Origin of the sequence: Microbacterium sp. 22242 (assembly GCF_052045495.1) — a bacterium.
Taxonomy (GTDB): Bacteria; Actinomycetota; Actinomycetes; order Actinomycetales; family Microbacteriaceae; genus Microbacterium.
In genome coordinates this window covers 156224-178298 of record NZ_JBQEOZ010000007.1, presented here as the reverse complement: position 1 = coordinate 178298, position 22075 = coordinate 156224, and the positions used below count along the sequence as shown (strand labels likewise).

Below are 22075 nucleotides of genomic sequence, written 5' to 3'. Positions count from 1 at the left end.
TGCCTCATATCGGTGACCTCCGGCGAGCTCCGATGCGCGCCGGAGTGATAACGTCGACGCTACGAAACGACGAGACAGGGCGGACACCCCCGGAAGTTGGTAGTCGGTGAACTCGTTCGAGACGCTCGGATCCGATGCGGATCTGGTCGCGCAGGCCGTGCGCGAGCTGATCCGGCGCACGCGATTCCCCGTCGCCTTCGGTGGCCTCCTCGACAGCGGTGAGGTCCCGGTCACCTCGATCGTCGGCTCCCGCACCCGAAGCCTCGAAGGGCTGCGCGTCCAGCCGCAGCGTGGTCTCGGCGGGCGGGCCATGATCGAGCTGCGGCCCCGGATGACTCACGACTACGGCGCCTCCCAGCAGATCACGCACGACTACGACGGGTTCGTGCTGGGCGAAGGGCTGCGCACCCTGCTCGCGATCCCGGTGATCGTTTCGGGGCGGCCCCGCGGCGTGCTGTACGCAGGGGCCTGGGAAGAGCCGGCGGCCGGCGGGGTCACCACCGCCCCCGCGATGCAGATCGCGGACGCACTCGCCGGCGAGCTGCGCATCCGCGAGGAGGTGGAACGCCGGCTGCGCTCCATGAGCACGCGCGCTCCCTCGCCGGCGCTGAGTCCTGCGCACCGCGAGGAGCTGCGGGAGGGCTTCGCCGAGCTGCGCTCGATCGCCGCTCTCGTGCCGGACCAGACGGTGCGCGAACGCATCGGCGATCTCGAGCGTCGCCTGCTGGCGATCTCCGCGCCCGCCCCCCTTCCGCGCTCTTCCGAAGTGCATCTCTCCCGGCGTGAGCTGGACGTGCTGAGCTGCGCGGCCCTCGGCCAGACCAACGCGCAGGTCGCCGCCGAGCTGGGGCTGCGCGAATCCACGGTGAAGGCCTACCTGGGCACGGCGATGGCCACGCTGGATGCGCCGACCCGCCACGCCGCCGTCGCCCGTGCGCGGCGGGAGGGCCTGATCCCCTGATCCTTGCACTGCACTGCACTGCACTGCCCTGCACAGCACTGCACAGCCCTACTCCTGCCGAGGTGTCCTGGATCCGCTTCCTGATCATCCTCGGCCTGGTCGAGTGCTTTGTCGGATTGAAGCCGGCCGATCAGGGACACGCATGACATTCCGCATTCCAATCATTGCCATGCGCAATTCCTGCCCGTAGGTTTGTCGCCATGGCACGCAAAATCGTTCATCAGCTCGTCGACGATATCGACGGCACTGTTCTCGAAGTCGGCGAAGGCGAGACCGTGCATTTCTCGCTCGACGGATCCGCTTTCGAAATCGACCTGACCGGAGCGCACGCCGCGGAGCTGCGCGAAGCTCTCGCGCCCTACGTCTCCGCCGGCCGGCGCACCCAGCGGACCGGGAACGGGCGCCCCGCAGCGTCGGCGAAGCGCGCGAACCGCAACCCCGAGACCGCATCGATCCGCGCCTGGGCCGGCGAGAACGGCTACAAGCTGTCCGAGCGCGGCCGCATCCCGGCCGAGGTCATCGACGCCTATCGCGCCGCGAACTGAAGTCCCCCGTAGCGAGACAGGGACGACCGCCCGCGGGCGGTCGTCCCTCTTCGTGCCCCCGCCTCTCCATTCGCCCCTCCACGCGCCGACGAGATCCCGAGGCGGCCCGCGTCGAGAGGCGGGTCGGCGCGCGAAGCCTCCTGGCGAACGGAGCCTCCCCTGTCGGGAGGTATAGAGCCGCAGAGGACCACCCCTCCGGGGCGGTCCTCTGCGGCTCGTGCCCCCGACAGGATTCGAACCTGCGACCTGCCCTTTAGGAGAGGGCCGCTCTATCCGGCTGAGCTACGAAGGCGCCCCTCCAGTTTACCGATCGGCCGCGCCCGCTACGCCGCCATGGCCAGGTAGGGCTCCCAGCTGGGATCGTCACGGTCCGCCGCACGCACGGTCCAGGTCGTGTTGCGCGGCGGCCCCGGCGTCAGGCGCAGCTGCCACCCCATCTCCTGCGGGGTGCGGTCGCTCTTCAGGTTGTTGCAGCGCAGGCAGCACGCGACCAGGTTCTCCCAGGAGTTCGCGCCTCCGCGCGACCGCGGCAGCACGTGGTCGATGGTGGACGCGTTCTTGCCGCAGTATCCGCAACGGTTGCCGTCGCGTCGCAGCACTCCGCGCCGGGTCACCGGAGCGTACCGGGATCTCGGCATGCGCACGTAGCGGCTGAGCACGATGACCGCCGGCCGGTCGAAGCTCCCGCTCGCCGCCCAGACCGGATCGTCGTCGACGCACTCGACGATCGACGCCTTCTTGTTCATGACCAGCACCAGCGCGCGTCGGAAAGACACGATCGCCAGCGGTTCGTACCCTGCGTTGAGCACCAGTGTGCGCATCCTGCATCCCTTCGATCCCACCGGGACGGCTTCCCGGTGTCTCGACCGTGCGCAGGCGGAAGGCCCGCAGGACGACGAAAGGCGCTGTCTACGAGAGACAGCGCCTTTCGTGCACGGGGATCCCGTGCAGCTCCTGCGGGCAATGCCGAAGAACGAGGCGACCGAGTGCATCCGTGGTTCGGATGGCCGGTATTCGCTCCATCGAGTTCCTCCGCCCTTGCGACGACGGACTCAGGCTAACGCATCGCTGCGTGGCGTTCCGGGGAACTTCCGATGAACACCGCTCCGTGTCGGCTCAGCGGACGTTCGCCTCGAGCCAGGCGAGCGGATCGATCGTCGTGCCGTTCACCCACACCTCGAAGTGCAGGCACGAGCCGGACACCCAGCCCGTGCTGCCGACCTCGCCCAGGTACTGGCCGGCGGTGACGCACTGGCCCGCCTGCACGGCGCGGCTGCCGGCGGTCATGTGCCCGTACAGCGTCGAGATCTGGTTCGCCCCGCTCAGCGCCGGATGGTCGAGCACGATGGTCTGGCCGTAGCCGCCGTAGCTGTCGGACGAGATCGTGACGCAGCCGTCCGCCGCCGCGTAGATCGGGGTGCCGGCCGGGGCCGCGAAGTCCTGACCGGTGTGGATGCGTCCGCCGCCGCGCGCCGCGCCGTAGCCGTCGGTGAGCGTGTAGGACCCGGCGGCCATCGGATAGATGACCTGCCCGGGTTGCGCGATCGCGGCCATGCCGGTCCGCACGGAGGCCGTGGCGGGGCGCGCCGCTGCCGCTTCTTCGGCGGCTTTCGCCGCCGCGGCCTTGGCTGCTTCGTCGGCCTTCTTCTGCGCGATCTCCTGCGGAGTGGTCGCGGTGAAGCCGCTCCGGGCGCTGGGAGCCGACGTCGCCTCCGAGGCGACGACGATCGACTGCGCATGGACCGCTGCGAGCTGCTGCGTCGTAGCCGGACCGCTCTGCGTCGCCGGAGCGCTGGACGCGAACGCGGGCAGCGCGATCGCGGTGACCAGCGCGCCCACCGCGCTGAGGATCGCGACCGAGCGGATCGATCGCACCAGGCGCACCCGGGGGCGGTTGTTCTGCGGGCCGCGCGGCGGACGCGCGGCGATGGTCTTCTCGGTCGTTTCGAGCTCTGCAGCCAAAAGGGGGTTCTCCAGACCTCGGCGCAGGGCGCCGCTCGTCCTCAGTCATTCGTTGCACGGGCTTCGGGCGCCACGTGCACAAGTCGTCCGCGGCGGTGACGAGCCGGAAGGCATCCGCCGTGGTCATCGCCGACGGGCTTTCGTCGACGACGTCTCGACGTTACCCGATCGTGACGTTGATGTCACCCTTGCGATCCTGAGTATCCCCCGGGTCCCGTACCGCGACGCGGATCCGCGGTCGGCTCAGCCGTCAGGAGCGCCGACGGATCGGCGCGCGCGACGAGGAACGCCCGGCGGCGAGGAGGTCAGGCGACGAGGAAGATGTGCGACGCGAGCTCGACCGGCAGCTCGAGGCCCTCGTCCTGACCGTCGACCTCGATGAGCACGTAGCCCTCGTTGAACCGGAATCGGCCGCGCGCCCCCGGCACGACCCCGGCGCCGCGGAGCTGCTCGAGCAGTTCCGGGTCGACCTGTGCCGGCTCGGCGAGCCGGCGCACAGTGCCCTCGGTCGGAGTGCCCGCCGTGTTCATGTGCTCCACCAGGCCGATCACGCCCTCGTCGAACGTGCGCGACGGAGCGCCGCCGAGCTGGTCCAGACCCGGGATCGGGTTGCCGTAGGGCGACTCGGTCGGGTGGCCGAGGAGCTCGACCAGTCGGCGCTCCACCTGCTCGCTCATCACGTGCTCCCAGCGGCACGCCTCCTCGTGCACGTAGGCCCAGTCCAGGCCGATCACGTCCGACAGCAGCCGCTCGGCGAGACGGTGCTTGCGCATCACGTCCACGGCCTTGCGCCGCCCGGCGTCCGTGAGCTCGAGGCGGCGGTCCTCGGAGACGACGACGAGGCCGTCGCGCTCCATCCGCCCGACCGTCTGCGACACCGTCGGGCCGGAGTGGCCGAGGCGCTCGGAGATGCGCGCGCGGAGCGGCACGATGTTCTCCTCCTCGAGTTCGAGGATGGTGCGGAGGTACATCTCCGTGGTGTCGATCAGATCGGTCATCGATCCCCCTGTCCTGCTGCCGCGCACACTGCGCTGTTAGGCAAGCCTACCTTCTGCGGTGGGGCCGGGATCCGCGCCCGGACCCCGCCGGACAGCGCCCGTCACGGGGTGTCACGGGGGCGGGCTCAGACCTTCGCGAACTCTAGACTCGGTCCATGGCGATCGAGATTCCCCGCGAACTTCTGCCCGTCGACGGCCGCTTCGGATGCGGCCCGTCCAAGATCCGGCCCGAGCAGGTCGCGGCCCTCGCCGCTGTCGGGTCGAGCCTGCTGGGCACCTCGCACCGTCAGGCGCCCGTGAAGAACCTGGTGCGCAGCGTCCGCGAGCAGCTCGCCGCCCTCTTCCGCCTGCCCGAGGGCTACGAGATCATCCTCGGCAACGGCGGCTCCACGGCGTTCTGGGACGCCGCGGCGTTCGGCCTGATCGAGAACCGCAGCCAGAACCTCGTCTCCGGCGAGTTCGGCGGCAAGTTCGCCGCGGCCGCGAAGACCCCGTGGCTGCAGGATCCCGACGTGCGCAAGGCCGAGCCGGGCACGCGCGCGGTCTGGGAGGTCGTGGACGGCGTGGACGTGTACGCCTGGCCGCACAACGAGACCTCGACCGGCGTCGCCTCGCCGATCCAGCGGGTGCCCGCTGACGGCGCGCTCACCGTGATCGATGCGACCAGCGCTGCCGGCGGCATCGACTTCGACGTCACCGAGACCGACGTCTACTACTTCGCCCCGCAGAAGAACCTCGGCTCCGATGGCGGCCTCTGGTTCGCCGCCGTCTCGCCCGCGGCGATCGAGCGGATCGAGCGGATCGCCTCGTCCGAGCGGTACATCCCGGAGTTCCTGAGCCTGAAGAACGCGGTCGACAACGCGCGGCTCGAGCAGACCCTGAACACCCCCGCGCTGACCACGCTGCACCTGCTGGACTCGCAGCTGCAGTGGATCAACGGCAACGGCGGGCTCGCCTGGGCCGCGGCCCGGACGAACGAGTCGTCGCAGGAGCTGTACCGCTGGGCCGAGGCCTCCCCGGTGGCCACGCCGTTCGTGGCGGATCCTGCCGACCGCTCCCCCGTGGTCGCGACCATCGACTTCGCTGAGTCGGTCGACGCCGCCGCGGTCGCGAAGACGCTGCGCGCCAACGGCATCGTCGACACCGAGCCGTACCGCAAGCTCGGCCGCAATCAGCTGCGCATCGCGACGTTCGTCTCGATCGAGCCGGACGACGTGCGCCAGCTGATCCGCGCGATCGACTACGTGCTGGAGCACCAGGGAGCCTGACCGGCCGCCTCGCCGGCATGGGAAAGGCGCCGCCGGAGGGCGGCGCCTTTTCTCATGTGCGCGGGGCGTGCGGCGTCATTCCTCTTCGGAGTCGTCGCCCTCGTCGTCCTGGTCGTCGTCATCCTCGTCTGATCCGTCGAACTCGTCCTCGGCGACCGAGTCGTCGAGCTCGTCGATGTCCACGCCGTCCACGTCCCCGGCGTGCAGCCGCGGCGCGGGATCCTCATCGTCGTCGAGTTCGTCCTCCTCGTCGAGCTCGTCGTCATCGAGCACGTCCTCGTCGAGGATCTCCTCGTCGGAGAGGTCGTCGGCGGCCGCCGCGCCCTCCGCGGCATCGGCGTCAGCGGATTCCTGCTCCGCCTCCGCTGCGAGCTCGGCCTGGTGGGCGCGGTACTCCGCAAGGCGCTCGGCCCAGGGCACCCACTCCGGAGCCAGCAGCGCGCCGGCGCCCGGCAGCAACTCCGTCTCGAGCACGGTGGGCTCCTCGTCGCCGACCTGAGCGACCGTGACCGTCCAGTACCAGCTGGGGTAGCCCGCCAGGCGGTTCTCGAACCGCAGCGAGATCACACCGTCGGCCTCCGGCAGGTACCCGGCCGGGGGGCCGACCGTCGACGCCGGGGTGATCTCGTGCAGCGCGGCGAGCGCCAGGTCGCGCGCGTCGAGCAGCCGCTCACTGAGGTACGGGGTCGTCCCCGTGCGCGCAGCCGCGTCGGCGGATGGCGCGTCGACGTCGGCGGTCGCGGTGCGGACGTCTTCGGCGGATTCGCCGGACCCGGCCTCAGGCATCGAAGTCATCGGCCACACTGCGCAGCACCGCCGCGATCTTGCGGCCGTGTCCGGAGGAGGGATAGCGGCCACGGCGGAGATCGCCGCCGATGCCGTCGAGGAGCTTGACCAGGTCCTCCACGATCACCGCCATGTCGTCTGCGGGCTTGCGCTTCGACTTCGCCAGACTCACCGGCGCCTCGAGCACGCGCACCGAGAGCGCCTGCAGTCCGCGCTTGCCGTCGGCGACGCCGAGCTCCACGCGGGAGCCGGCCTTGACCGTGGCGCCGGCGGGGAGGGACGTGGCGTGCAGGAAGACGTCCTGGCCGTCATCGCTGGTGATGAAGCCGAACCCCTTCTCGTCGTCGTAGAACCTGACCTTGCCGGTGGGCATGGGAGAACCTCGCTGCTTTCGGGATGACGGATCCGTGCGGATCCGATCTGAACACGGGTGCGGAAGCCCCGCACCCCACCAGCCTACCGGGCCGCGAACGGGTAGGCTGAGACGGATGAGCACCCCGCCGAAGAGCCAGCGGCCGCAGCAGGACGAGCCCGAGATCCGTGCGATCGATCGGTTCCTCACCTTCGCCTCCCTCGGCCTCGCGGCGCTCTCCGTGATCTGCTTCTTCATGATCATCATCGGCACGGCCGTGGGCATGAAGCAGGCCGACTTCCTGCACGGCGCCTGGCCGATCGTGGGGGTCTTCCCGTTCTGGGGCCTGCCGATCGCGTTCCTGATGATCGTCGTGCTGCTCATCATGAGCTTCGTGCGGAGAGGCCGAGCCGCCCGGCGTTCCTGACGCCGGCGACCGCTGGTGCCATGAGCACGCACGCGCGACTTCTCGCCGAAGCGCTGTCCGCGCGCGCGGACGACGAGCTGGCTGCGCTGTTCGCGCGCCGCGAGGTGCGCCCCGAGGTCCCGTGGAACGACTTCTTCGACGCCGCGGAGGCGCTGCTCGACCCGGCGTCGCTGGGCCGGATCCTGCCCCGCCTCACCCGTGCGGAGGCGGGGGCGCTTTCGCGTGCGGTGGACGGCGGCGATCCCGGCGCGGCTGCCCCCACGCTGCGCGCGCTCGCGCTGCTGTCCCCCTCCGGCGGATCCGTCCCCCCGTCCGTCGCCGCGGCGGTCGCCGGCCGGCCGGCCCCCGCGCCGCTCGCCGAGCATGCCGCCGAGCCGGAGCCCGCGGACGAGACGTCGACGGCGCGGGCGGCCGAGCGCGCCTTCACCACGGTCGCGACGCTCGCCGACGCCCTGCTGCTGGCCGAGGAGGCCCCACTCGCGCTGCTCGCCGGCGGCACCGTCGGCCTGTCCGAGAAGCGCCGGCTGATCGAACGCGGACTTCCGGATGCGACGCCGCTCATCGATGACCTGCTCGCGCTCGGTTCCGGTGCGGGCCTGCTCCGCCCCGTGGAGCGCACGCTGCGGCTCGCGGACGTCGGCGCGGCCTGGCTGCGTCTGCCCGGTCCGGCGCGCTGGGCGCAGCTCGTGGTCGGCTTCCGCGCGGCGCTTCCGCCCGCGCTGCGGACCGCCGAGGGCGGCTGGATCCCGCTCGCCTGCTGGCCGCTCGAGCATCCCTGGGACGGGACGTGGCCCGCGAAGGCCGAAGCTCTGATCCGGCAGGCGCGCCTGCTGGGGCTGGTGACCGAGGACGAGGCAAGGACCGAGGACGGCCCCGAGCCGGCGGAGACGCCCTGGGCGGCCGCAGCGCGACGCGGCGCGGATCCCGACCCGTCCGGGCTCGCCGACTTCGTGCCGGCCGAGGTCGACCGGATCTTCCTGCAGAACGACCTCACCGCGATCGCTCCCGGTCCGCTCCTGCCCGCCCACGACCTGCGCCTGCGCGGAATGGCCGCGCGCGAGTCCGCCAGCCAGGCCTCGTCGTACCGCTTCACCGCGGACTCGCTCACGAGCGCCCTGTCGGCGGGCGAGACGGCCGCGGGCATCGTCGCCTTCCTCGAGGAGATCTCGCTCACCGGCGTGCCGCAGCCGCTGCGCTACCTGCTCACCCAGAGCGCCAGCCGTCACGGTCAGGTGCAGGTCGGAACGGATCCGGACACCGGACGAACCCGCGTGCGCAGCGACGACCCTCACCTGCTGCAGGCGATCGGCGTGGACCAGGCGCTGCGACCGCTCGGGCTGATCCCGGAGGGCGACGCGCTGACCACCCGGGTGAACCGCGACACGGTGTTCTGGGCGCTCAGCGACGAGCACTACCCGGCGGCGCTCGTCGATGAGCGCGGCGGCATGGAGCGCCCCTCGCGCACCCTCGCCCCGCCGGCTCCCGCCGAGGAGCCCACGGTGGACCGCTATGCGCCGCTGATCGCGCGGCTGCGTGCGGCCGGCGGGGCGGACGCCGACACGGCCTGGCTGGAGCGCGAACTGGAGCACGCGGCGAAGCAGCGCTCAGTGGTCGCCGTCTCGGTGGCGATGCCGGACGGCTCCACCCGCGAGCTGATCCTCGAGGTGACGGGATTCGGCGGCGGGCGCCTGCGCGGCAGGGACCGCGCGAGCGACGTCGAGCGCACCCTGCCGCTCCGCTCGATCCTGTCCACCCGCGCCGTCGAGGAATCCGGCTCCTGAGTCGCCTACCCATCGGCGGTGCTTGACAGCGGCCGACGGACGGGTATATGCAGAAGTCGGGCGCACACCGCGTCCAGGCACAATGGTTGGAGTTCTCCGATCAGGACGCCGGTGGGCCCGAAACCCGACTTCAGGTTTGAGATCTCCAGGTCTTCGAGGAGGAGACATGGACAGAAGGCGTTTTCTGGCCGGCGGGTCGGATCCTCGGTGGCCGAGGTGAACAATGATCCTGCTCATCATCCTCGGGATTCTCCGGATCATCATCGGGGTACTCCTCACGCTCAGCGCGTACGGCAAGTACGCCCAGAGATACACGGCCGCTGTACGCGATGTTCGTGCATACCGGATCACGGGGCCACGCCAATCCGAGGCAGTGGCGATCGTCCTTCCCGCCATAGAGGTCTTCCTTGCGGGCTGCCTCATCCTCGGCGCAGGCCTGCCGATCTCGACCATCGCCGCTGCAGTCCTCTTCCTCGGGTTCGCCGGGGTCGCGATCTCGGCAACCGCTCGGCGCATCGTCACCGATTGCGGATGTTTCGGAAGCGTCCTCCGGCAACGGGTCGGGCCTGCGCTCATCGTCCGCAACCTGATCGTCGCCGTAGTCCTGGCGATCGATTCGTTCGCGGCGCCGCATCAGCTGGTCCTCGTGCAGAACCAGACCGAGGTTCTGATCGGGCTAACGGTGGCGGCGGGTCTGGGAGTCCTATGGGGCTTCGCGCGGCGCGCTGACCATCGGAGGGCGCCCGTGCGGACCTGAGGAGCGCGTCCCGCCCGCGGGCCGCGGGGTCGCAACGTTGTCGTGAGCACCGCCACGCCGAGCACCGGACGCGCCCGGTAGACTGGTCCGCTATGTCTGATGGCCCGCTGATCGTCCAGAGCGACCGCACCGTGCTGCTCGAAGTCGCGCACGCCGACGCCGAGAGCGCCCGCCACGAGCTGGCGATCTTCGCCGAGCTGGAGCGCGCGCCCGAGCACATCCACACCTACCGGATCACCCGTCTCGGGTTGTGGAACGCGAGGGCGGCAGGGCACACGGCCGAGGACATGCTGGAGACCTTGGACCGCTGGTCGCGCTTCCCGGTGCCGCCGTCGGTCTCAGTGGACATCCGCGAGACCGTGAACCGGTACGGCCGGCTCGTGATCGAGCGCGACGAGGAGGGCGCGCTCGTGCTGCGCTCGACGGATCCCGCGGTGCTCACGCAGGTCGCCGGGAACAAGCGGATCCAGCCGCTGCTGGTCGGCCACCCCTCCCCCGACTCCTATGTGGTCGACGCCTGGGCCCGGGGCCAGATCAAGCAGGAGCTGCTGAAGATCGGCTGGCCCGCAGAAGACCTCGCCGGCTACACGCCCGGCACGCCGCACGAGATCTCCCTTGCCGAGGACGGCTGGGAGATGCGTCCGTATCAGCGCCAGGCCGTCGACGCGTACTCGAAGGACGGATCCGGTGTCGTCGTGCTGCCCTGCGGGGCCGGCAAGACGATCGTCGGCGCGGGCGCGATGGCGGCCACGAAGACCACGACGCTCATCCTCGTCACGAACGCGGTCTCGGCGCGGCAGTGGCGCGACGAGCTGATCAAGCGCACCAGCCTCACCGCCGAGGAGATCGGCGAGTACTCGGGGCAGGTGAAGGAGGTCAAGCCGGTCACGATCGCGACCTACCAGATCCTCACCGCGAAGCGGAAGGGGCAGTACGCGCACCTCTCCCTGCTCGACGAGATGGACTGGGGACTGGTGGTCTACGACGAGGTGCATCTGCTGCCGGCGCCGGTGTTCAAACTCACCGCCGACCTGCAGGCACGGCGCCGGATCGGCCTCACCGCGACCCTGGTCCGCGAGGACGGCCGCGAGGGCGACGTGTTCAGCCTGATCGGCCCGAAGCGGTTCGACGCGCCGTGGAAGCAGATCGAGGCGCAGGGGTTCATCTCCCCCGCCGCCTGCTACGAGGTGCGGGTCGACCTGCCGCCGGACGAGCGTCTCGAATACGCCGCCGCGACCGACGACGAGCGCTACCGCCTGGCCGCCTCGGCTCCGGCGAAGATCTCGGCGGTGCGGGAACTCATCGCCAAGCATCCGGGCGAGCGGATCCTCGTGATCGGGCAGTACCTCGACCAGCTCGAAGAGCTGTCCGAGGCGCTGAACGCCCCCTCGATCACGGGCGCCACCCCGGTGGACGAGCGCGAGGAGCTGTACCGGCAGTTCCGCGAGGGCGAGATCGAGCTGCTCGTGGTCTCGAAGGTCGCCAACTTCTCGATCGATCTGCCCGAGGCCTCTGTCGCGATCCAGGTGTCCGGATCCTTCGGCTCCCGCCAGGAGGAGGCCCAGCGTCTTGGCCGTCTGCTGCGGCCGAAGCAGTCCGGGCACACGGCCAGCTTCTACACGCTGATCGCGCGCGACACGATCGACCAGGACTACGCGCAGAACCGCCAGCGCTTCCTCGCCGAGCAGGGCTACAGCTACACGATCATGGACGCACACGACCTCGAAGCCGCCTGACGCTCTGCCGCACTGGAGATCTGCGTCTCGTCGTTCGGCGCGAACCGGTCGAGTGCGAGACCGCCCCACGTTCAGGCATCGCGCGGTGACCGGTACGCGCCCCGTCTTCGGCGCCCCCTCAGCAGCGATTGCGCACTCGAACGTTATCGATCCGTGACACTGTGGCTTCGCCTATCGCCTCGTACATGTCTTCGAATGTCGGTGGCCGGTCGGAGAATCGGGGTATGGCAACTTTGGAGACGATCGCGACGCTGATCCCCACCCTCGCCGGGCGGATCGGTTCCGGTGCGAGCGCGTCCGCGGTGCAGACCGTGATCGAGGGCTTGGCCGACGCCGAGGCCGTCGCGGTGCGCCGTGAGGCCGGCGAGATCGGACGGCTCGTGGAGCAGATCGAGGCGATCAGCGCCGGCGTGATCGCGGACCGCTCGACCCGCGATGCCGGGCACGCCGGGCTCGCGCAACGACTCGGACACCGATCCGCGACCTCGCTGATCCAGGAGATCGGCGGTCTGACGAAAGGTGAGGCGGCGCGACAGGTGCGCGTCGGCGAGGCGCTGCTCGACCGTACGGCGGCCCGTCCCGGTGCGCGTGAGGCCGGGGACGTCCTGGACTCCGCTTCCGCCGACGGGCTGTCGTCGGAGCAGCCGGAAATGCACGATCCGCGGCAGGTGCTGCGAGTCGCGTTGCGGAGCGGGATGCTGACATCGGCGCAGTTCGACGCGATCCGGCGTGGACTCGGCGAACCACCCTCCGGCGCCGACGAGGCGTGGGCTCACGCGGCGAAGCAGCTCGTCGATGAAGCATCCGTGCGGACTGTGGAAGAACTGGCCGCGTCTGCCCGGACGGTCCGGGATCTGCTCGATCCCGAAGGCGCCGAGGCGCGGTTCCTCGCGCGATACGAGAATCGGTCGTTCCGGACCTGGCTGGACGGCGAAGGGATGCGGCGGGCATCGATCGCGTTCGATGACGAGGGCGGCGCGTTCGTGGCCTCGCTGTTCGCCGCCGCACTGCGCCCGCGCCGCGGTGGGCCCCGGTTCGTCGACCCGGACGAGAAGTCCGCTGCGGGTGAGCTCGTCGCCGATCCCCGCACGAACGATCAGCTCTCCTACGATCTGCTCCTGGACGTGATCGGCGCCGGAGCCCTCGCCGACCCGGCAGCCGTGTTCGGCACCCGGCAAGCCGGGCTGAGGCTCGTACAGGCCATCGACGCGGACGGCACCGTAGGGAAGGTCACGGTCGCCGAAGACGGGCTCCGCTCCCTGCCCGCCCCCGTGGCCGAACGCCGCCGTTGCGAGGCCGGAACGGTGACCATCACCGTCGACGCGTGTGGAAACCCGTTGGACGTCGGGCGGGAACAACGCCTGTTCACCTCACGGCAACGCATCGCCCTCGCGATCCGCGACGGCGGATGCCGGTGGACGGGGTGCGATCGGCCGACGTCGTACTGCGAAGCCCACCACATCGACGAGTGGCACCGAGACCAGGGACGCACCGACATAGACCGCGGCATTCTGCTCTGCCGCTTCCACCACATGCAACTCCACCACAGCGGATGGTCGATCACCCGGGAGGAGTGCGGCGGCCTCGTCCTGCACGATTCCTCCGGGAACGAGACCGTCCTGCCCCCGCGACTCCCGCTCCGCTACCTCTGGGGCAACATCGACCCGCCACCCCGACGATTCCGGCCCGCAGCCTGACGCGAGCCGTGGCCCGCGAGCCGGGTCTCAGCCTCGCGGCGGGTCGCCGGGCTCCAGGCCGCAGCGCCAGCAGGGGGCGGCGACGTCATCGAGCAGCGCGCCGCACTCCGGGCACACCTTCGAGAGCCAGCACGCGGAGTCGCCGCCGTACTCCTCGTCGTCCATGCTCGGGATCGTACCTCGCGGCTCGGGAAGGGGATCCGGATCCGCGCCGATCCGGATCCGCGCCGACCCGGATCCCCTTCGGGGGGACGGCCGTCAGGGCCGCGGGATGACCGTGAGCACGCGCAGCACGTGCTCCGCGAACGCCATGACGAACGTCCGCAGGAACTCCTCCGTCTCCGGCACGGTGACCTTGCCGTCGTCGTCCACGAGACCGGGCCGGTACTGGATGTAGGCCTCCGGCGAGGTCATCTGCCGCACGTTCAGGAAGCTCAGGGTGCCGCGCAGCGACTGCTGGCCGAGGGCTGTGCCGATGGCGCCGGAGGAGGCGCCGATGACGCCGGTGGGCTTGTTCGCCCACGCGTTCTGCCCCCACGGGCGGCTCCCCCAGTCGATCGCGTTCTTCAGCGCACCAGGGAGCGACCTGTTGTACTCGGGCGTCACGAACAGCAGCGCGTCCGCCTCCGCGACCGCCTCCTTGAAGTCGATCGCGACCTGGGGATAGTCGGCATCGAAATCGCGATTGTAGAGCGGCAGATCCGCATAGGAGATCTCGAAGAACTCGAACTCGGGAGGGGCGAGCCTCTCCAGGGCACCGGCGAGGCGGCGGTTGATGGAGTCGCGGGACAGGCTGCCGATGATGACGCCGACGCGGTACGGCGGCTCATGCTCGATGATGTCGATCTTCATGCCAACACTCTGCACCGGCGACCCTTGCTTCACCAGGGAATCGCACGCAATCAGCGCGAACACCGATCGGGTCACCATAATGGGGGCATGACTGAAGCGCGCATCCTGGTCGTCGACGACGAACCCAACATCCGCGATGTCCTCTCCACGGGCTTGAGCTTCGCCGGATTCTCGGTGAAGACGGTCGCCAACGGCGCCGCCACGATCTCCGCGGTGCTGGAGGAGGAGCCCGACCTCATCATCCTCGACGTGATGCTGCCGGACATGAACGGGTTCAGCGTCACCAAGCGCCTGCGCGGCGCGGGCTTCACCGCGCCGATCCTGTTCCTCACCGCGAAGGACGACACCGAGGACAAGATCGAGGGGCTCAACGCCGGAGGCGACGACTACGTCACCAAGCCGTTCGCCCTCGACGAGATCGTCGCCCGTGCGCAGGCCATCCTGCGCCGGACCATGCAGGCCGACGAGGAGTCGGTGATCCGCGCCGGAGAGCTGTCGATGGACCAGGACACGCACGACGTCTTCGTCGGCTCCTCCCCCATCGAGCTCAGCCCCACCGAGTTCAAGCTGCTCCGCTACCTCATGCTGAACCCGAACCGCGTGCTGTCGAAGGCGCAGATCCTCGACCACGTCTGGGAGTACGACTTCAACGGCGACGCCGGCATCGTGGAGAGCTACATCTCGTACCTGCGCCGCAAGATCGATCCGCACACCGAGGAGCCCGTCATCCAGACCAAGCGCGGCTTCGGCTACATGCTCAAGGTGGGAAAGCCCGCGTAGCGGATGGCGAACAAGCCTGATGCGATCACTCGGTGGTGGCGTCGGATCAGCCTTCGGGCCAAGGTCACCGGCGTCACCGTCGGCGTGCTCGCGCTGGGTCTCGTCGTCACCGGAATCGGCACGATGCCGATCCTGCGCAACCTGCTGATCAACAACGTCGAGTCGCAGCTGCCGACCCTGGTGACGAGCGACCTCGCGACGATCGCCCCGGACGGCTCGGGGAAGCTGAGGGTGACACTGAAGGACGAGACGCTGCGGCTCTCGGACTACTTCGTCGCGATCTACAACACCGAGGGACAGCTGGTCTACTCCGGCGGAGGCACCCAGAAGGCGGTCAGGCCCGACTTCCCGGTCGGGTATCCGCTCGCCGAGGCGACGCTCGACGCGGAGCGGAGCGAGCCGCGCGTGCTGACCGGCAAGGACGGATCCGAGTTCCGCGCCGCGGTCGCCGTGCGCGAGGATCCCAACACGAACGTCACCTACACGCAGGTCGTCGCGCTGTCGCTGGACGAGGTCGACCGCATCATCGCGACGTTCTTCGGCGTGTTCACGACGGTCGCGCTGGTGACGATCATCATCGGCGCGCTGCTCACCCGCGGTCTGGTCACCCTGACGTTCCGCCGGCTCGGCCGGGTCGAGTCCACGGCCATGGCGATCGCCGCCGGCGACTTCAGCCAGCGGCTCACCGATCTCGAGCCGACCACCGAGGTCGGGCGGCTGAACAGCGCCATCAACACGATGCTGGACCGCGTCGACGCCTCGCTCGCCCAGCGAGATCGCACGGTGCAGCAGATGCGCCGTTTCATCGGCGACGCGAGCCACGAGCTGCGCACTCCCCTGGTGAGCGTGCGCGGATACGCCGAGCTGTACCGCATGGGCGCGATCAAGGGCGACGAGGACACCGCACGCGCGATGGACAGGATCGAGAAGGAGGCGCTGCGGATGGGCGTGCTCGTCGAGGATCTGCTCGCCCTCGCCCGCCTCGACGAGCAGCGCCAGCTCACGATCGAACCGCTCGATCTCCGTCCCCTCGCACAGGACGCCGCGCTCGACCTCCGCGCGGCGGCGCCGCAGCGTCCGGTCACCGTCATCGACATGACCGCCGAGGCTCCGCCCGCCCCGGCCGAGCCCTCCGTCACGGCGATCACCCGGGCGGTTCCGACGCCACGGGCCGTGCCGCCGCGCGGCAGGATCCCGGCGATCCTGCGGCGCCGCCCCAGGGAGGACGAGCCGCTGCCGGAGATCGACTTCTCCGAGGCCGTCGTGGTGCCCGTCTCCACCCCGCCGATCGTGCTCGGCGAGGAGAACAAGGTGCGCCAGGTGATCGCGAACCTGCTCGGGAACGCACGGCGCTTCTCGCCCGCCGACTCCCCGATCGAGGTCGTCGTAGGCGCGGACCGCCATCGCGGCGTGGGCTGGTTCTCCATCGTCGACCACGGCGAGGGCGTGCCGGAGCAGATCAGGGATCAGATCTTCCAGCGCTTCTGGCGGGCGGACTCGTCGCGCACCCGCGACACCGGCGGAGCGGGGCTCGGGCTCGCGATCGTGGCCTCGATCGTGCGCGCCTTCCACGGTTCGGTGCGGGTCACCGAAACCCCCGGCGGCGGGGCGACGTTCACCGTCTCGCTGCCGCTGGCGCCCTCCCGCGACACACCGGAGCACCTGCTGCAGGACACGCAGCCGATCGAGCCGCTCGACCTGCCGCGCTGAGGATCCTGCCGGACCGCCGGAGGCGGATCACGCCGGGACCGGCTTGACCCCGCACAGCGAGCGGTGCGGCGGTTCTTCTCACGGATCGCGGCCCGTGGCTCCGCGCGGGCAGGGCGGCCGCCTAGCGTCGGCGGCGAGAACCCGCTCGACGAAAGGATCCGAAATGTCCGTCTACACCGTTGACACCGATGCCGTGCTGTCGACCACGAACGCCGTGCGCGGCACCGTGGATCGCCTGCAGGCCGAGGCGACCACCCTGATGGCCCAGCTCACCGGCCTGCAACCGTCCTGGACGGGCGCGGCCGCCGTCGCCTGCCAGGGCGCGGCCGAGCAGTGGCGCGGAGCCTATGCGCACGTCGAGGAGGCCCTGGCCGCGATCGCCCAAGCGATGAGCGCCGCGGGGCAGCAGTATGCACAGGCCGAGGACTATTCGGCTTCGCTGTTCCGCTGAGGCGCGCCCCGGTCGGGCCGGCGCCCGGGTCGAGCCGCCCGGGTCGAGCCGGTCCTCCGGCGTCGGCCCTCCGGCGTCGGCCCGAAGCGCGAACCGCCCTGCCGCGGAGGTCCTCCGGCCCCGGAGGTCCCCAAGCCCTGGAGGCCCCCAAGCCTCGGAGGGATCCGGACGTGGAGGGATCCGGGCGTGGGTGCTCCCGCCGCGGATGCGGAGAAGGCCCCCGGGACGGATCCCGGGGGCCTTCTCGATAGGGGCTCTGAACTCAGAAGTCCATGCCGCCGGACGGGTCGCCGGCCGGGGCCGAGGCCTTCTCCGGCTTGTCGGCGACGACCGCCTCGGTGGTGAGGAACAGGCCGGCGATCGACGCGGCGTTCTGCAGCGCCGAGCGGGTCACCTTGGCCGGGTCGATGATGCCCTGCGCGAACATGTCGCCGTACTCGCCGGTCGCGGCGTTGAGGCCGTGTCCGACGGGCAGCTCGGAGACCTTGTTCGCGACGACACCCGGCTCGAGGCCGGCGTTCAGTGCGATCTGCTTGAGCGGCGCCTCGATCGCGACGCGCACGATGTTCGCGCCGGTCGCCTCGTCACCCGTGAGCTCGAGGGCCGCGAGGGCCTTCGTGCCGGACTGGATCAGGGCGACGCCACCACCGGCGACGATGCCCTCCTCGACGGCCGCCTTCGCGTTGCGGACGGCGTCCTCGATGCGGTGCTTGCGCTCCTTGAGCTCGACCTCGGTGGCCGCGCCCGCCTTGATGACGGCCACGCCGCCGGCGAGCTTGGCGAGGCGCTCCTGCAGCTTCTCGCGGTCGTAGTCGCTGTCGGTGTTCTCGATCTCGCGACGGATCTGGGTCACGCGACCGGCGAGCTGCTCGGCGTCGCCGGCGCCCTCGATGATCGTGGTCTCGTCCTTGGTGACGATGACCTTGCGTGCACGGCCCAGCAGGTCGAGGGTCGCGTTCTCGAGCTTGAGACCGACCTCCTCGGTGACCACGGTGCCGCCGGTGAGGATCGCGATGTCCTGCAGCTGCGCCTTGCGGCGGTCGCCGAAGCCCGGAGCCTTCACGGCGACGGACTTGAAGATGCCGCGGATCTTGTTCAGCACCAGCGTCGCGAGGGCTTCGCCCTCGACGTCCTCGGCGATGATGACGAGCTCCTTGCCGTCCTGGATCACCTTGTCGACGATGGGCAGCAGATCCTTGATGTTCGAGATCTTCTGGTTCGCGATGAGGATGTACGGGTCCTCGAAGACGGCCTCCTGGCGCTCCGGGTCCGTGACGAAGTACGGGTTCAGGTAGCCCTTGTCGAAGCGCATGCCCTCGGTGAGCTCGAGCTCGGTGCCGAAGGTCTGCGACTCCTCGACCGTGACGACGCCTTCCTTGCCCACCTTGTCGATGGCCTCGGCGATGAGCTCGCCGATCGCGGGGTCGGCGGCCGAGATCGATGCGGTGGCGGCGATCTCCTCCTTGGACTCGATCTCCTTGGCGGAGGAGAGCAGCTCGGCGGTGATCGCGTCGACGGCCTTCTCGATGCCGCGCTTGAGGCTGATCGGGTCGGCGCCGGCCGCGACGTTGCGCAGGCCCTCGCGGACGAGCGCCTGGGCGAGCACCGTGGCGGTGGTGGTGCCGTCTCCGGCGACGTCGTCGGTCTTCTTCGCGACCTCCTTGACGAGCTCCGCGCCGATCTTCTCGTACGGGTCGTCGAGCTCGATCTCCTTGGCGATGGACACACCGTCGTTCGTGATGGTGGGGGCGCCCCACTTCTTCTCGAGCACGACGTTGCGGCCACGCGGGCCGAGGGTCACCTTGACCGCGTCGGCCAGGATGTTCAGGCCGCGCTCGAGGCCGCGGCGGGCCTCCTCATCGAAAGCGATGATCTTTGCCATGAGTACTGTCGTCCCTCCTGGACGTAGACATTGGGTTTAGCACTCAGATCAGTCGAGTGCTAAACCCAGTCTGGCACTCGCCCCCTGAGAGTGCAAGCCGCCGGGACGGCGCGGGGCGTCAGCCGCCCGAGCCGTCCGTGGCCGTGTCGGAGGGTGTCGGCTGGACGCTCGGCGCATTCTTCGCGAGGTCGGCGCCCAGCACGACGGTGAGCTGCTTCTGATCGGCGACGACGTCGTTGGAATAGACGTCGCTCTGCGCGATCCGGGAGACCCCGAGCAGCGACGCGAGGGCCTCGGCTCCGGCCTTGTCCGCCGGGGTCTGGTAGTACACCACGGAGACCGCGAGATCCTGCTTGTCGGCGTCGGCGGCGGCGACGGAGCCCGCGGAGAAGCCGGCGTTGACGACGGTGTCGCGGGTGGCCGTGGCGAGTCCCGTCGCCGTGGTGCCGTTCAGCACGAACACGGCGAACGACGTGTCCAGCGCGGGCTTGGCGGCGGTGGCGGTCGGTGAGGCCGTCGGCGCGGGCGTCGCGTCGAACCCGATCCGGCCCATCGCGAGCATCGCGAGGAAGATCCCCGCCGCGATGAGCACGACGGTCGCGACGGCCGCCCACAGCAGCACGAACCATCCGTGCATCCCGGGGTTCTCGGCACGGTGGGCGCCGACGCGTCCCTGCGAATGAGGGATCACGTCGAATCGGTCGCGCGCGGGTTCAGGCATCCCCCGATGTTATCCGGAGCGGGCCTGCGGATCCCGAGAGGCACGGACCCTGCACCGTGGCGGCGCGCCGGTCAGCCCGCGGAGGCGGTGCGGCCGGAGCGGCGAAGCGCCGCCTCGTCCCTGATCCGGCGCAGGCGGCGCACCAGCAGCGGATCCGCGGCCAGGGCCGGCTCGGTGTCGATCACGCGATCGAGCAACTGGTAGTAGCGCGCCGGCGTCAGCTGCAGTTCGGCGCGGATCGCCTCCTCCTTCGCGCTGGAGTGCCCGGGACGCCGCGCCTCGAAGTCGAGGATCACGCGATCGCGGTCGCTGAGGAGGTCGGTCACGCCTTCAGGGTACGTCCGCGATCGTCCGGTCCCTGGACGGCGCGCGGGCCGCGACGCCGACGGCCCAGGATCGCGGGAGAATGGACACGACCCCCGGGAGGATCCATGTCGCACCATGTGACCAAGACCGATGCCGAGTGGCGCGCCGAGCTCGCCCCGCAGCAGTACGCCGTGCTGCGCGAAGCCGCCACCGAGCGCCCCTGGACCGGCGAACTGCTCGACGAGCACCGCGCAGGGCTGTACACCTGCGGCGCGTGCGGGGCCGAGCTGTTCCGCAGCGGCACCAAGTTCGACTCCGGCTGCGGGTGGCCGAGCTTCTACGAGTCGGTGCGCCCCGAGGCCGTCGAGCTGATCGAGGACACCAGCCTGGGCATGGTCCGCACCGAGGTGCGCTGTGCGAACTGCGGCTCGCATCTCGGCCACGTGTTCCCCGACGGCTTCGGCACCCCGACCGGCGACCGCTACTGCATGAACTCGATCGCGCTCTCGTTCCAGCCGGACGCGGCGCAGTCGGACGCGGCGCAGTCGGACGACAGCGGCGTATGAGCGCACTCGAGGCCGTGCGCGCCCGTCAGTCCTGGTCGAAGGTCACCCCGGAGGCGCCGAGCCGCGAGGAGCTGCTGCCCCTCATCGCCGCCGCGGGACGCGTGGCCGATCACTCGTCGCTGCAGCCGTGGCGGCTCATCGAACTGCGCGGCGAGGACCGGGTGCGGCTGGGCCGGGCGATCTCGACCGTGCGGCACGATCCGGAGCCCTCCACGAAGCCGCTGCGCGCGTCGCTGCTGATCGCCGTGGTGGTGAGCCACCGGCCCAGCGAGAAGGTGCCGCACTGGGAGCAGGAGGCCACCGCCGCGGGCGTCGCGCACGTCCTCAGCCTGCTGCTGGACGAGGCCGGCTGGGGTGTGATCTGGCGGACAGGCGACTACACCCGATCCGCCGAGGTCGCGGAGCTGCACGGCCTGGGACCGGACGAGGCGCTGCTGGGCTGGCTCTACGTCGGCGGCAAGCCGAGCCGCTCCCCCGGCACCCGTCGCTCCGTCGACGCCGACCGGCTGCTCACCGCTCTGCCGCGCTGATCCGCTCCGCGCCGCTCGAACCGGCGCCGCGCCCGCGTCTCCGCCACGGCAGCGCGACGAGGACCGACGCCACCGCCGCGGCGACCATGAGGGCGACCTGCCAGGCGGCAGGACCCGCCGCGGGCGGCCAGACCAGGTCGATGAGCACCGAGACCACCAGCTGGCCGAGCACGGCGCCCAGGCCCATCAGCAGCACGCCGGTGCGCGCCACGATCACGACACCGAGCAGGATGTAGGCGGCGCCGAGCAGGCCGCCGAGATACAGCCAGCCGTCCCCGGGGAGGCTCAGCGGGAACGGTGCGGGGCCGCCCCGGAACAGCATGCTCGCGCCGGCCGCGAGGGCGAGCACCACCACACCGCCGACGAAGCTCATGAACGTCGCGGCGAGCGGCGACGCGATGCGCTGGCCGAGCCGCCCGTTCACGGCCGACTGGAAGGCGATCCCGGCGCCGGTCAGGAAGGGCAGCAGGAGCATCCACAGCGGCGCCCGGGCGAGCACGTCGCCGCCGAGCGAGACGCCGACCGCGATGAGGGCGAACAGGCCGCCCAGCAACCGCCCCGGCGTGATCGCGACGACGCCGGCCGGTCCGAAGCCGAACCGGTCCAGCAGCAGGCCGTGCAGCGTCTGCCCGGCGACGACGCCGACCGTGAACAGCGCCACGCCCAGCACACCAGCCACCAGGCCCTGGGTGGAGACCGTGAGCGCGCCGCACGCCCCGCCGACCAGCATCCACCAGGGCGCTCTGCGGGTGCGGATCCCGGTCCACAACCGCCCGAGCCCGGCACGTCCGGAGCGGGTCAGGAGCACGGGGACGCACAGCAGCACCAGGCCGACCGCGAACGAGACGAAGCCGGCGAGGATGCCGTTGCCGATTCGCACGCCGAGCTGGCCGTTCACCCGGGCCTGGATCGCCGTCATCGCGCCGATCGCGACGGCCCCGCCGAGTGCGAGGGCGGTCGCCCCGCGCACTGTCCGCCCCTGACCCGTCATCGCTCCGAGCCTACCC

24 protein-coding genes and 1 tRNA gene are annotated in these 22075 nt (G+C 70.7%); 13 read left to right on the top strand and 12 right to left on the bottom strand.

The window, feature by feature from the left end; all coding sequences use genetic code 11:
* Positions 1–106: 106 nt before the first annotated feature.
* Positions 107–961 (top strand): LuxR C-terminal-related transcriptional regulator, encoded by an 855-nt coding sequence (locus ACTJJZ_RS10220; protein ID WP_440721073.1) that lies wholly within the window; start codon positions 107–109, stop codon positions 959–961.
* A gap of 200 nt (positions 962–1161) precedes the next feature.
* On the top strand, positions 1162–1506 hold the full coding sequence (locus ACTJJZ_RS10215) for a histone-like nucleoid-structuring protein Lsr2 (protein ID WP_440721072.1): 345 nt from the start codon (positions 1162–1164) through the stop codon (positions 1504–1506).
* A 218-nt stretch (positions 1507–1724) separates the two neighbouring features.
* Here ACTJJZ_RS10215 and ACTJJZ_RS10210 read toward each other — a convergent pair.
* The 4 genes from ACTJJZ_RS10210 to ACTJJZ_RS10195 form a co-directional block, all read right to left on the bottom strand.
* A tRNA-Arg gene (locus ACTJJZ_RS10210) sits at positions 1725–1798 on the bottom strand.
* Between the two features lie 31 nt (positions 1799–1829).
* Entirely contained in the window at positions 1830–2327 is a 498-nt protein-coding gene (locus tag ACTJJZ_RS10205) for an HNH endonuclease (protein WP_440721071.1), read from the bottom strand.
* Positions 2328–2622: 295 nt separating this feature from the next.
* Complete coding sequence (locus ACTJJZ_RS10200; RefSeq protein ID WP_440721070.1) at positions 2623–3468, bottom strand: M23 family metallopeptidase; 846 nt, start codon at positions 3466–3468, stop codon at positions 2623–2625.
* Positions 3469–3773: 305 nt separating this feature from the next.
* A complete protein-coding gene (locus ACTJJZ_RS10195; protein ID WP_440721069.1) occupies positions 3774–4466 on the bottom strand; it encodes a metal-dependent transcriptional regulator in 693 nt (230 codons plus the stop codon).
* A gap of 155 nt (positions 4467–4621) precedes the next feature.
* On the opposite strand from ACTJJZ_RS10195, the gene serC reads away from it, so the two are divergent.
* Entirely contained in the window at positions 4622–5734 is a 1113-nt protein-coding gene (serC, locus tag ACTJJZ_RS10190) for a phosphoserine transaminase (RefSeq protein ID WP_440721068.1), read from the top strand.
* A 75-nt stretch (positions 5735–5809) separates the two neighbouring features.
* Here the strand turns inward: serC and ACTJJZ_RS10185 are convergent, their stop codons facing one another.
* Together ACTJJZ_RS10185 and ACTJJZ_RS10180 are read right to left on the bottom strand one after the other, a co-directional pair.
* The gene (locus ACTJJZ_RS10185; protein ID WP_440721067.1) at positions 5810–6529 is read right to left on the bottom strand and encodes a DUF3027 domain-containing protein; all 720 of its coding nucleotides are present in this window, start codon (positions 6527–6529) and stop codon (positions 5810–5812) included.
* Positions 6513–6893, bottom strand: a complete 381-nt coding sequence (locus ACTJJZ_RS10180; protein WP_440721066.1) for a cold-shock protein — start codon at positions 6891–6893, stop codon at positions 6513–6515. Before ACTJJZ_RS10180 ends, ACTJJZ_RS10185 begins: the two co-directional genes overlap by 17 nt.
* A gap of 115 nt (positions 6894–7008) precedes the next feature.
* Here ACTJJZ_RS10180 and ACTJJZ_RS10175 point away from each other — a divergent pair, with 115 nt between their 5' ends.
* The 5 genes from ACTJJZ_RS10175 (at position 7009) to ACTJJZ_RS10155 (ending at position 13270) form a co-directional block, all read left to right on the top strand.
* The gene (locus ACTJJZ_RS10175; RefSeq protein WP_440721065.1) at positions 7009–7299 is read left to right on the top strand and encodes a multidrug ABC transporter ATPase; all 291 of its coding nucleotides are present in this window, start codon (positions 7009–7011) and stop codon (positions 7297–7299) included.
* Between the two features lie 20 nt (positions 7300–7319).
* Positions 7320–9080: a helicase-associated domain-containing protein gene (locus tag ACTJJZ_RS10170; RefSeq protein ID WP_440721064.1), complete on the top strand. Its 1761-nt coding sequence runs from the start codon at positions 7320–7322 to the stop codon at positions 9078–9080.
* 223 nt (positions 9081–9303) lie between these two features.
* On the top strand, positions 9304–9837 hold the full coding sequence (locus ACTJJZ_RS10165) for a MauE/DoxX family redox-associated membrane protein (RefSeq protein WP_440721063.1): 534 nt from the start codon (positions 9304–9306) through the stop codon (positions 9835–9837).
* 92 nt (positions 9838–9929) lie between these two features.
* The gene (locus ACTJJZ_RS10160; RefSeq protein WP_440721062.1) at positions 9930–11573 is read left to right on the top strand and encodes a DNA repair helicase XPB; all 1644 of its coding nucleotides are present in this window, start codon (positions 9930–9932) and stop codon (positions 11571–11573) included.
* A 224-nt stretch (positions 11574–11797) separates the two neighbouring features.
* A complete protein-coding gene (locus ACTJJZ_RS10155; protein ID WP_440721061.1) occupies positions 11798–13270 on the top strand; it encodes a DUF222 domain-containing protein in 1473 nt (490 codons plus the stop codon).
* A 27-nt stretch (positions 13271–13297) separates the two neighbouring features.
* Here ACTJJZ_RS10155 and ACTJJZ_RS10150 read toward each other — a convergent pair whose 3' ends face one another.
* Positions 13298–13435 carry a hypothetical protein gene (locus tag ACTJJZ_RS10150; RefSeq protein WP_440721060.1) on the bottom strand — a complete coding sequence of 46 codons (138 nt, stop codon included), beginning with the start codon at positions 13433–13435 and terminating at the stop codon, positions 13298–13300.
* Between the two features lie 93 nt (positions 13436–13528).
* Positions 13529–14122 (bottom strand): NADPH-dependent FMN reductase, encoded by a 594-nt coding sequence (locus tag ACTJJZ_RS10145; protein ID WP_440721059.1) that lies wholly within the window; start codon positions 14120–14122, stop codon positions 13529–13531.
* A gap of 87 nt (positions 14123–14209) precedes the next feature.
* Between ACTJJZ_RS10145 and ACTJJZ_RS10140 the strand changes: the two genes are divergently transcribed.
* The 3 genes from ACTJJZ_RS10140 (at position 14210) to ACTJJZ_RS10130 (ending at position 17063) form a co-directional block, all read left to right on the top strand.
* Entirely contained in the window at positions 14210–14902 is a 693-nt protein-coding gene (locus tag ACTJJZ_RS10140; protein ID WP_308489382.1) for a response regulator transcription factor, read from the top strand.
* 3 nt (positions 14903–14905) lie between these two features.
* On the top strand, positions 14906–16612 hold the full coding sequence (locus ACTJJZ_RS10135) for a sensor histidine kinase (protein ID WP_440721058.1): 1707 nt from the start codon (positions 14906–14908) through the stop codon (positions 16610–16612).
* Positions 16613–16775: 163 nt separating this feature from the next.
* Positions 16776–17063 (top strand): WXG100 family type VII secretion target, encoded by a 288-nt coding sequence (locus tag ACTJJZ_RS10130; protein WP_440721057.1) that lies wholly within the window; start codon positions 16776–16778, stop codon positions 17061–17063.
* 262 nt (positions 17064–17325) lie between these two features.
* On the opposite strand, the gene groL is transcribed toward ACTJJZ_RS10130, so the two are convergent.
* From groL to ACTJJZ_RS10115, 3 genes are all read right to left on the bottom strand, one after another.
* Positions 17326–18945, bottom strand: coding sequence for a chaperonin GroEL (groL, locus tag ACTJJZ_RS10125; protein ID WP_440721056.1), 1620 nt, complete (start codon positions 18943–18945; stop codon positions 17326–17328).
* A gap of 118 nt (positions 18946–19063) precedes the next feature.
* Entirely contained in the window at positions 19064–19666 is a 603-nt protein-coding gene (locus ACTJJZ_RS10120) for a LytR C-terminal domain-containing protein (RefSeq protein ID WP_440721055.1), read from the bottom strand.
* A 71-nt stretch (positions 19667–19737) separates the two neighbouring features.
* Positions 19738–19992 (bottom strand): DUF3263 domain-containing protein, encoded by a 255-nt coding sequence (locus tag ACTJJZ_RS10115; protein ID WP_440721054.1) that lies wholly within the window; start codon positions 19990–19992, stop codon positions 19738–19740.
* A 105-nt stretch (positions 19993–20097) separates the two neighbouring features.
* Here ACTJJZ_RS10115 and msrB point away from each other — a divergent pair, with 105 nt between their 5' ends.
* Positions 20098–20538: a peptide-methionine (R)-S-oxide reductase MsrB gene (gene msrB, locus ACTJJZ_RS10110; protein WP_440721053.1), complete on the top strand. Its 441-nt coding sequence runs from the start codon at positions 20098–20100 to the stop codon at positions 20536–20538.
* On the top strand, positions 20535–21068 hold the full coding sequence (locus ACTJJZ_RS10105) for a nitroreductase family protein (protein WP_440721052.1): 534 nt from the start codon (positions 20535–20537) through the stop codon (positions 21066–21068). Before msrB ends, ACTJJZ_RS10105 begins: the two co-directional genes overlap by 4 nt.
* On the opposite strand, the gene ACTJJZ_RS10100 is transcribed toward ACTJJZ_RS10105, so the two are convergent.
* On the bottom strand, positions 21049–22059 hold the full coding sequence (locus ACTJJZ_RS10100; protein ID WP_440721051.1) for a DMT family transporter: 1011 nt from the start codon (positions 22057–22059) through the stop codon (positions 21049–21051). The genes ACTJJZ_RS10105 and ACTJJZ_RS10100 overlap by 20 nt on opposite strands.
* Positions 22060–22075 lie beyond the last annotated feature (16 nt).

What these genes read in the sequence shown, in the direction of transcription:
- serC (WP_440721068.1), top strand. Translation starts at nt 4,622, where the DNA reads ATGGCGATCGAGATTCCCCGCGAACTTCTGCCCGTCGACGGCCGCTTC.
- ACTJJZ_RS10160 (WP_440721062.1), top strand. Translation starts at nt 9,930, where the DNA reads ATGTCTGATGGCCCGCTGATCGTCCAGAGCGACCGCACCGTGCTGCTC.
- msrB (WP_440721053.1), top strand. Translation starts at nt 20,098, where the DNA reads ATGTCGCACCATGTGACCAAGACCGATGCCGAGTGGCGCGCCGAGCTC.
- ACTJJZ_RS10100 (WP_440721051.1), bottom strand. Translation starts at nt 22,059, where the DNA reads ATGACGGGTCAGGGGCGGACAGTGCGCGGGGCGACCGCCCTCGCACTC.
- ACTJJZ_RS10135 (WP_440721058.1), top strand. Translation starts at nt 14,906, where the DNA reads ATGGCGAACAAGCCTGATGCGATCACTCGGTGGTGGCGTCGGATCAGC.
- ACTJJZ_RS10140 (WP_308489382.1), top strand. Translation starts at nt 14,210, where the DNA reads ATGACTGAAGCGCGCATCCTGGTCGTCGACGACGAACCCAACATCCGC.
- ACTJJZ_RS10215 (WP_440721072.1), top strand. Translation starts at nt 1,162, where the DNA reads ATGGCACGCAAAATCGTTCATCAGCTCGTCGACGATATCGACGGCACT.
- ACTJJZ_RS10180 (WP_440721066.1), bottom strand. Translation starts at nt 6,893, where the DNA reads ATGCCCACCGGCAAGGTCAGGTTCTACGACGACGAGAAGGGGTTCGGC.
- ACTJJZ_RS10105 (WP_440721052.1), top strand. Translation starts at nt 20,535, where the DNA reads ATGAGCGCACTCGAGGCCGTGCGCGCCCGTCAGTCCTGGTCGAAGGTC.
- ACTJJZ_RS10130 (WP_440721057.1), top strand. Translation starts at nt 16,776, where the DNA reads ATGTCCGTCTACACCGTTGACACCGATGCCGTGCTGTCGACCACGAAC.
- ACTJJZ_RS10155 (WP_440721061.1), top strand. Translation starts at nt 11,798, where the DNA reads ATGGCAACTTTGGAGACGATCGCGACGCTGATCCCCACCCTCGCCGGG.
- ACTJJZ_RS10120 (WP_440721055.1), bottom strand. Translation starts at nt 19,666, where the DNA reads ATGCCTGAACCCGCGCGCGACCGATTCGACGTGATCCCTCATTCGCAG.
- ACTJJZ_RS10145 (WP_440721059.1), bottom strand. Translation starts at nt 14,122, where the DNA reads ATGAAGATCGACATCATCGAGCATGAGCCGCCGTACCGCGTCGGCGTC.
- ACTJJZ_RS10175 (WP_440721065.1), top strand. Translation starts at nt 7,009, where the DNA reads ATGAGCACCCCGCCGAAGAGCCAGCGGCCGCAGCAGGACGAGCCCGAG.
- ACTJJZ_RS10205 (WP_440721071.1), bottom strand. Translation starts at nt 2,327, where the DNA reads ATGCGCACACTGGTGCTCAACGCAGGGTACGAACCGCTGGCGATCGTG.
- ACTJJZ_RS10195 (WP_440721069.1), bottom strand. Translation starts at nt 4,466, where the DNA reads ATGACCGATCTGATCGACACCACGGAGATGTACCTCCGCACCATCCTC.
- ACTJJZ_RS10165 (WP_440721063.1), top strand. Translation starts at nt 9,304, where the DNA reads ATGATCCTGCTCATCATCCTCGGGATTCTCCGGATCATCATCGGGGTA.
- ACTJJZ_RS10150 (WP_440721060.1), bottom strand. Translation starts at nt 13,435, where the DNA reads ATGGACGACGAGGAGTACGGCGGCGACTCCGCGTGCTGGCTCTCGAAG.
- groL (WP_440721056.1), bottom strand. Translation starts at nt 18,945, where the DNA reads ATGGCAAAGATCATCGCTTTCGATGAGGAGGCCCGCCGCGGCCTCGAG.
- ACTJJZ_RS10185 (WP_440721067.1), bottom strand. Translation starts at nt 6,529, where the DNA reads ATGACTTCGATGCCTGAGGCCGGGTCCGGCGAATCCGCCGAAGACGTC.
- ACTJJZ_RS10170 (WP_440721064.1), top strand. Translation starts at nt 7,320, where the DNA reads ATGAGCACGCACGCGCGACTTCTCGCCGAAGCGCTGTCCGCGCGCGCG.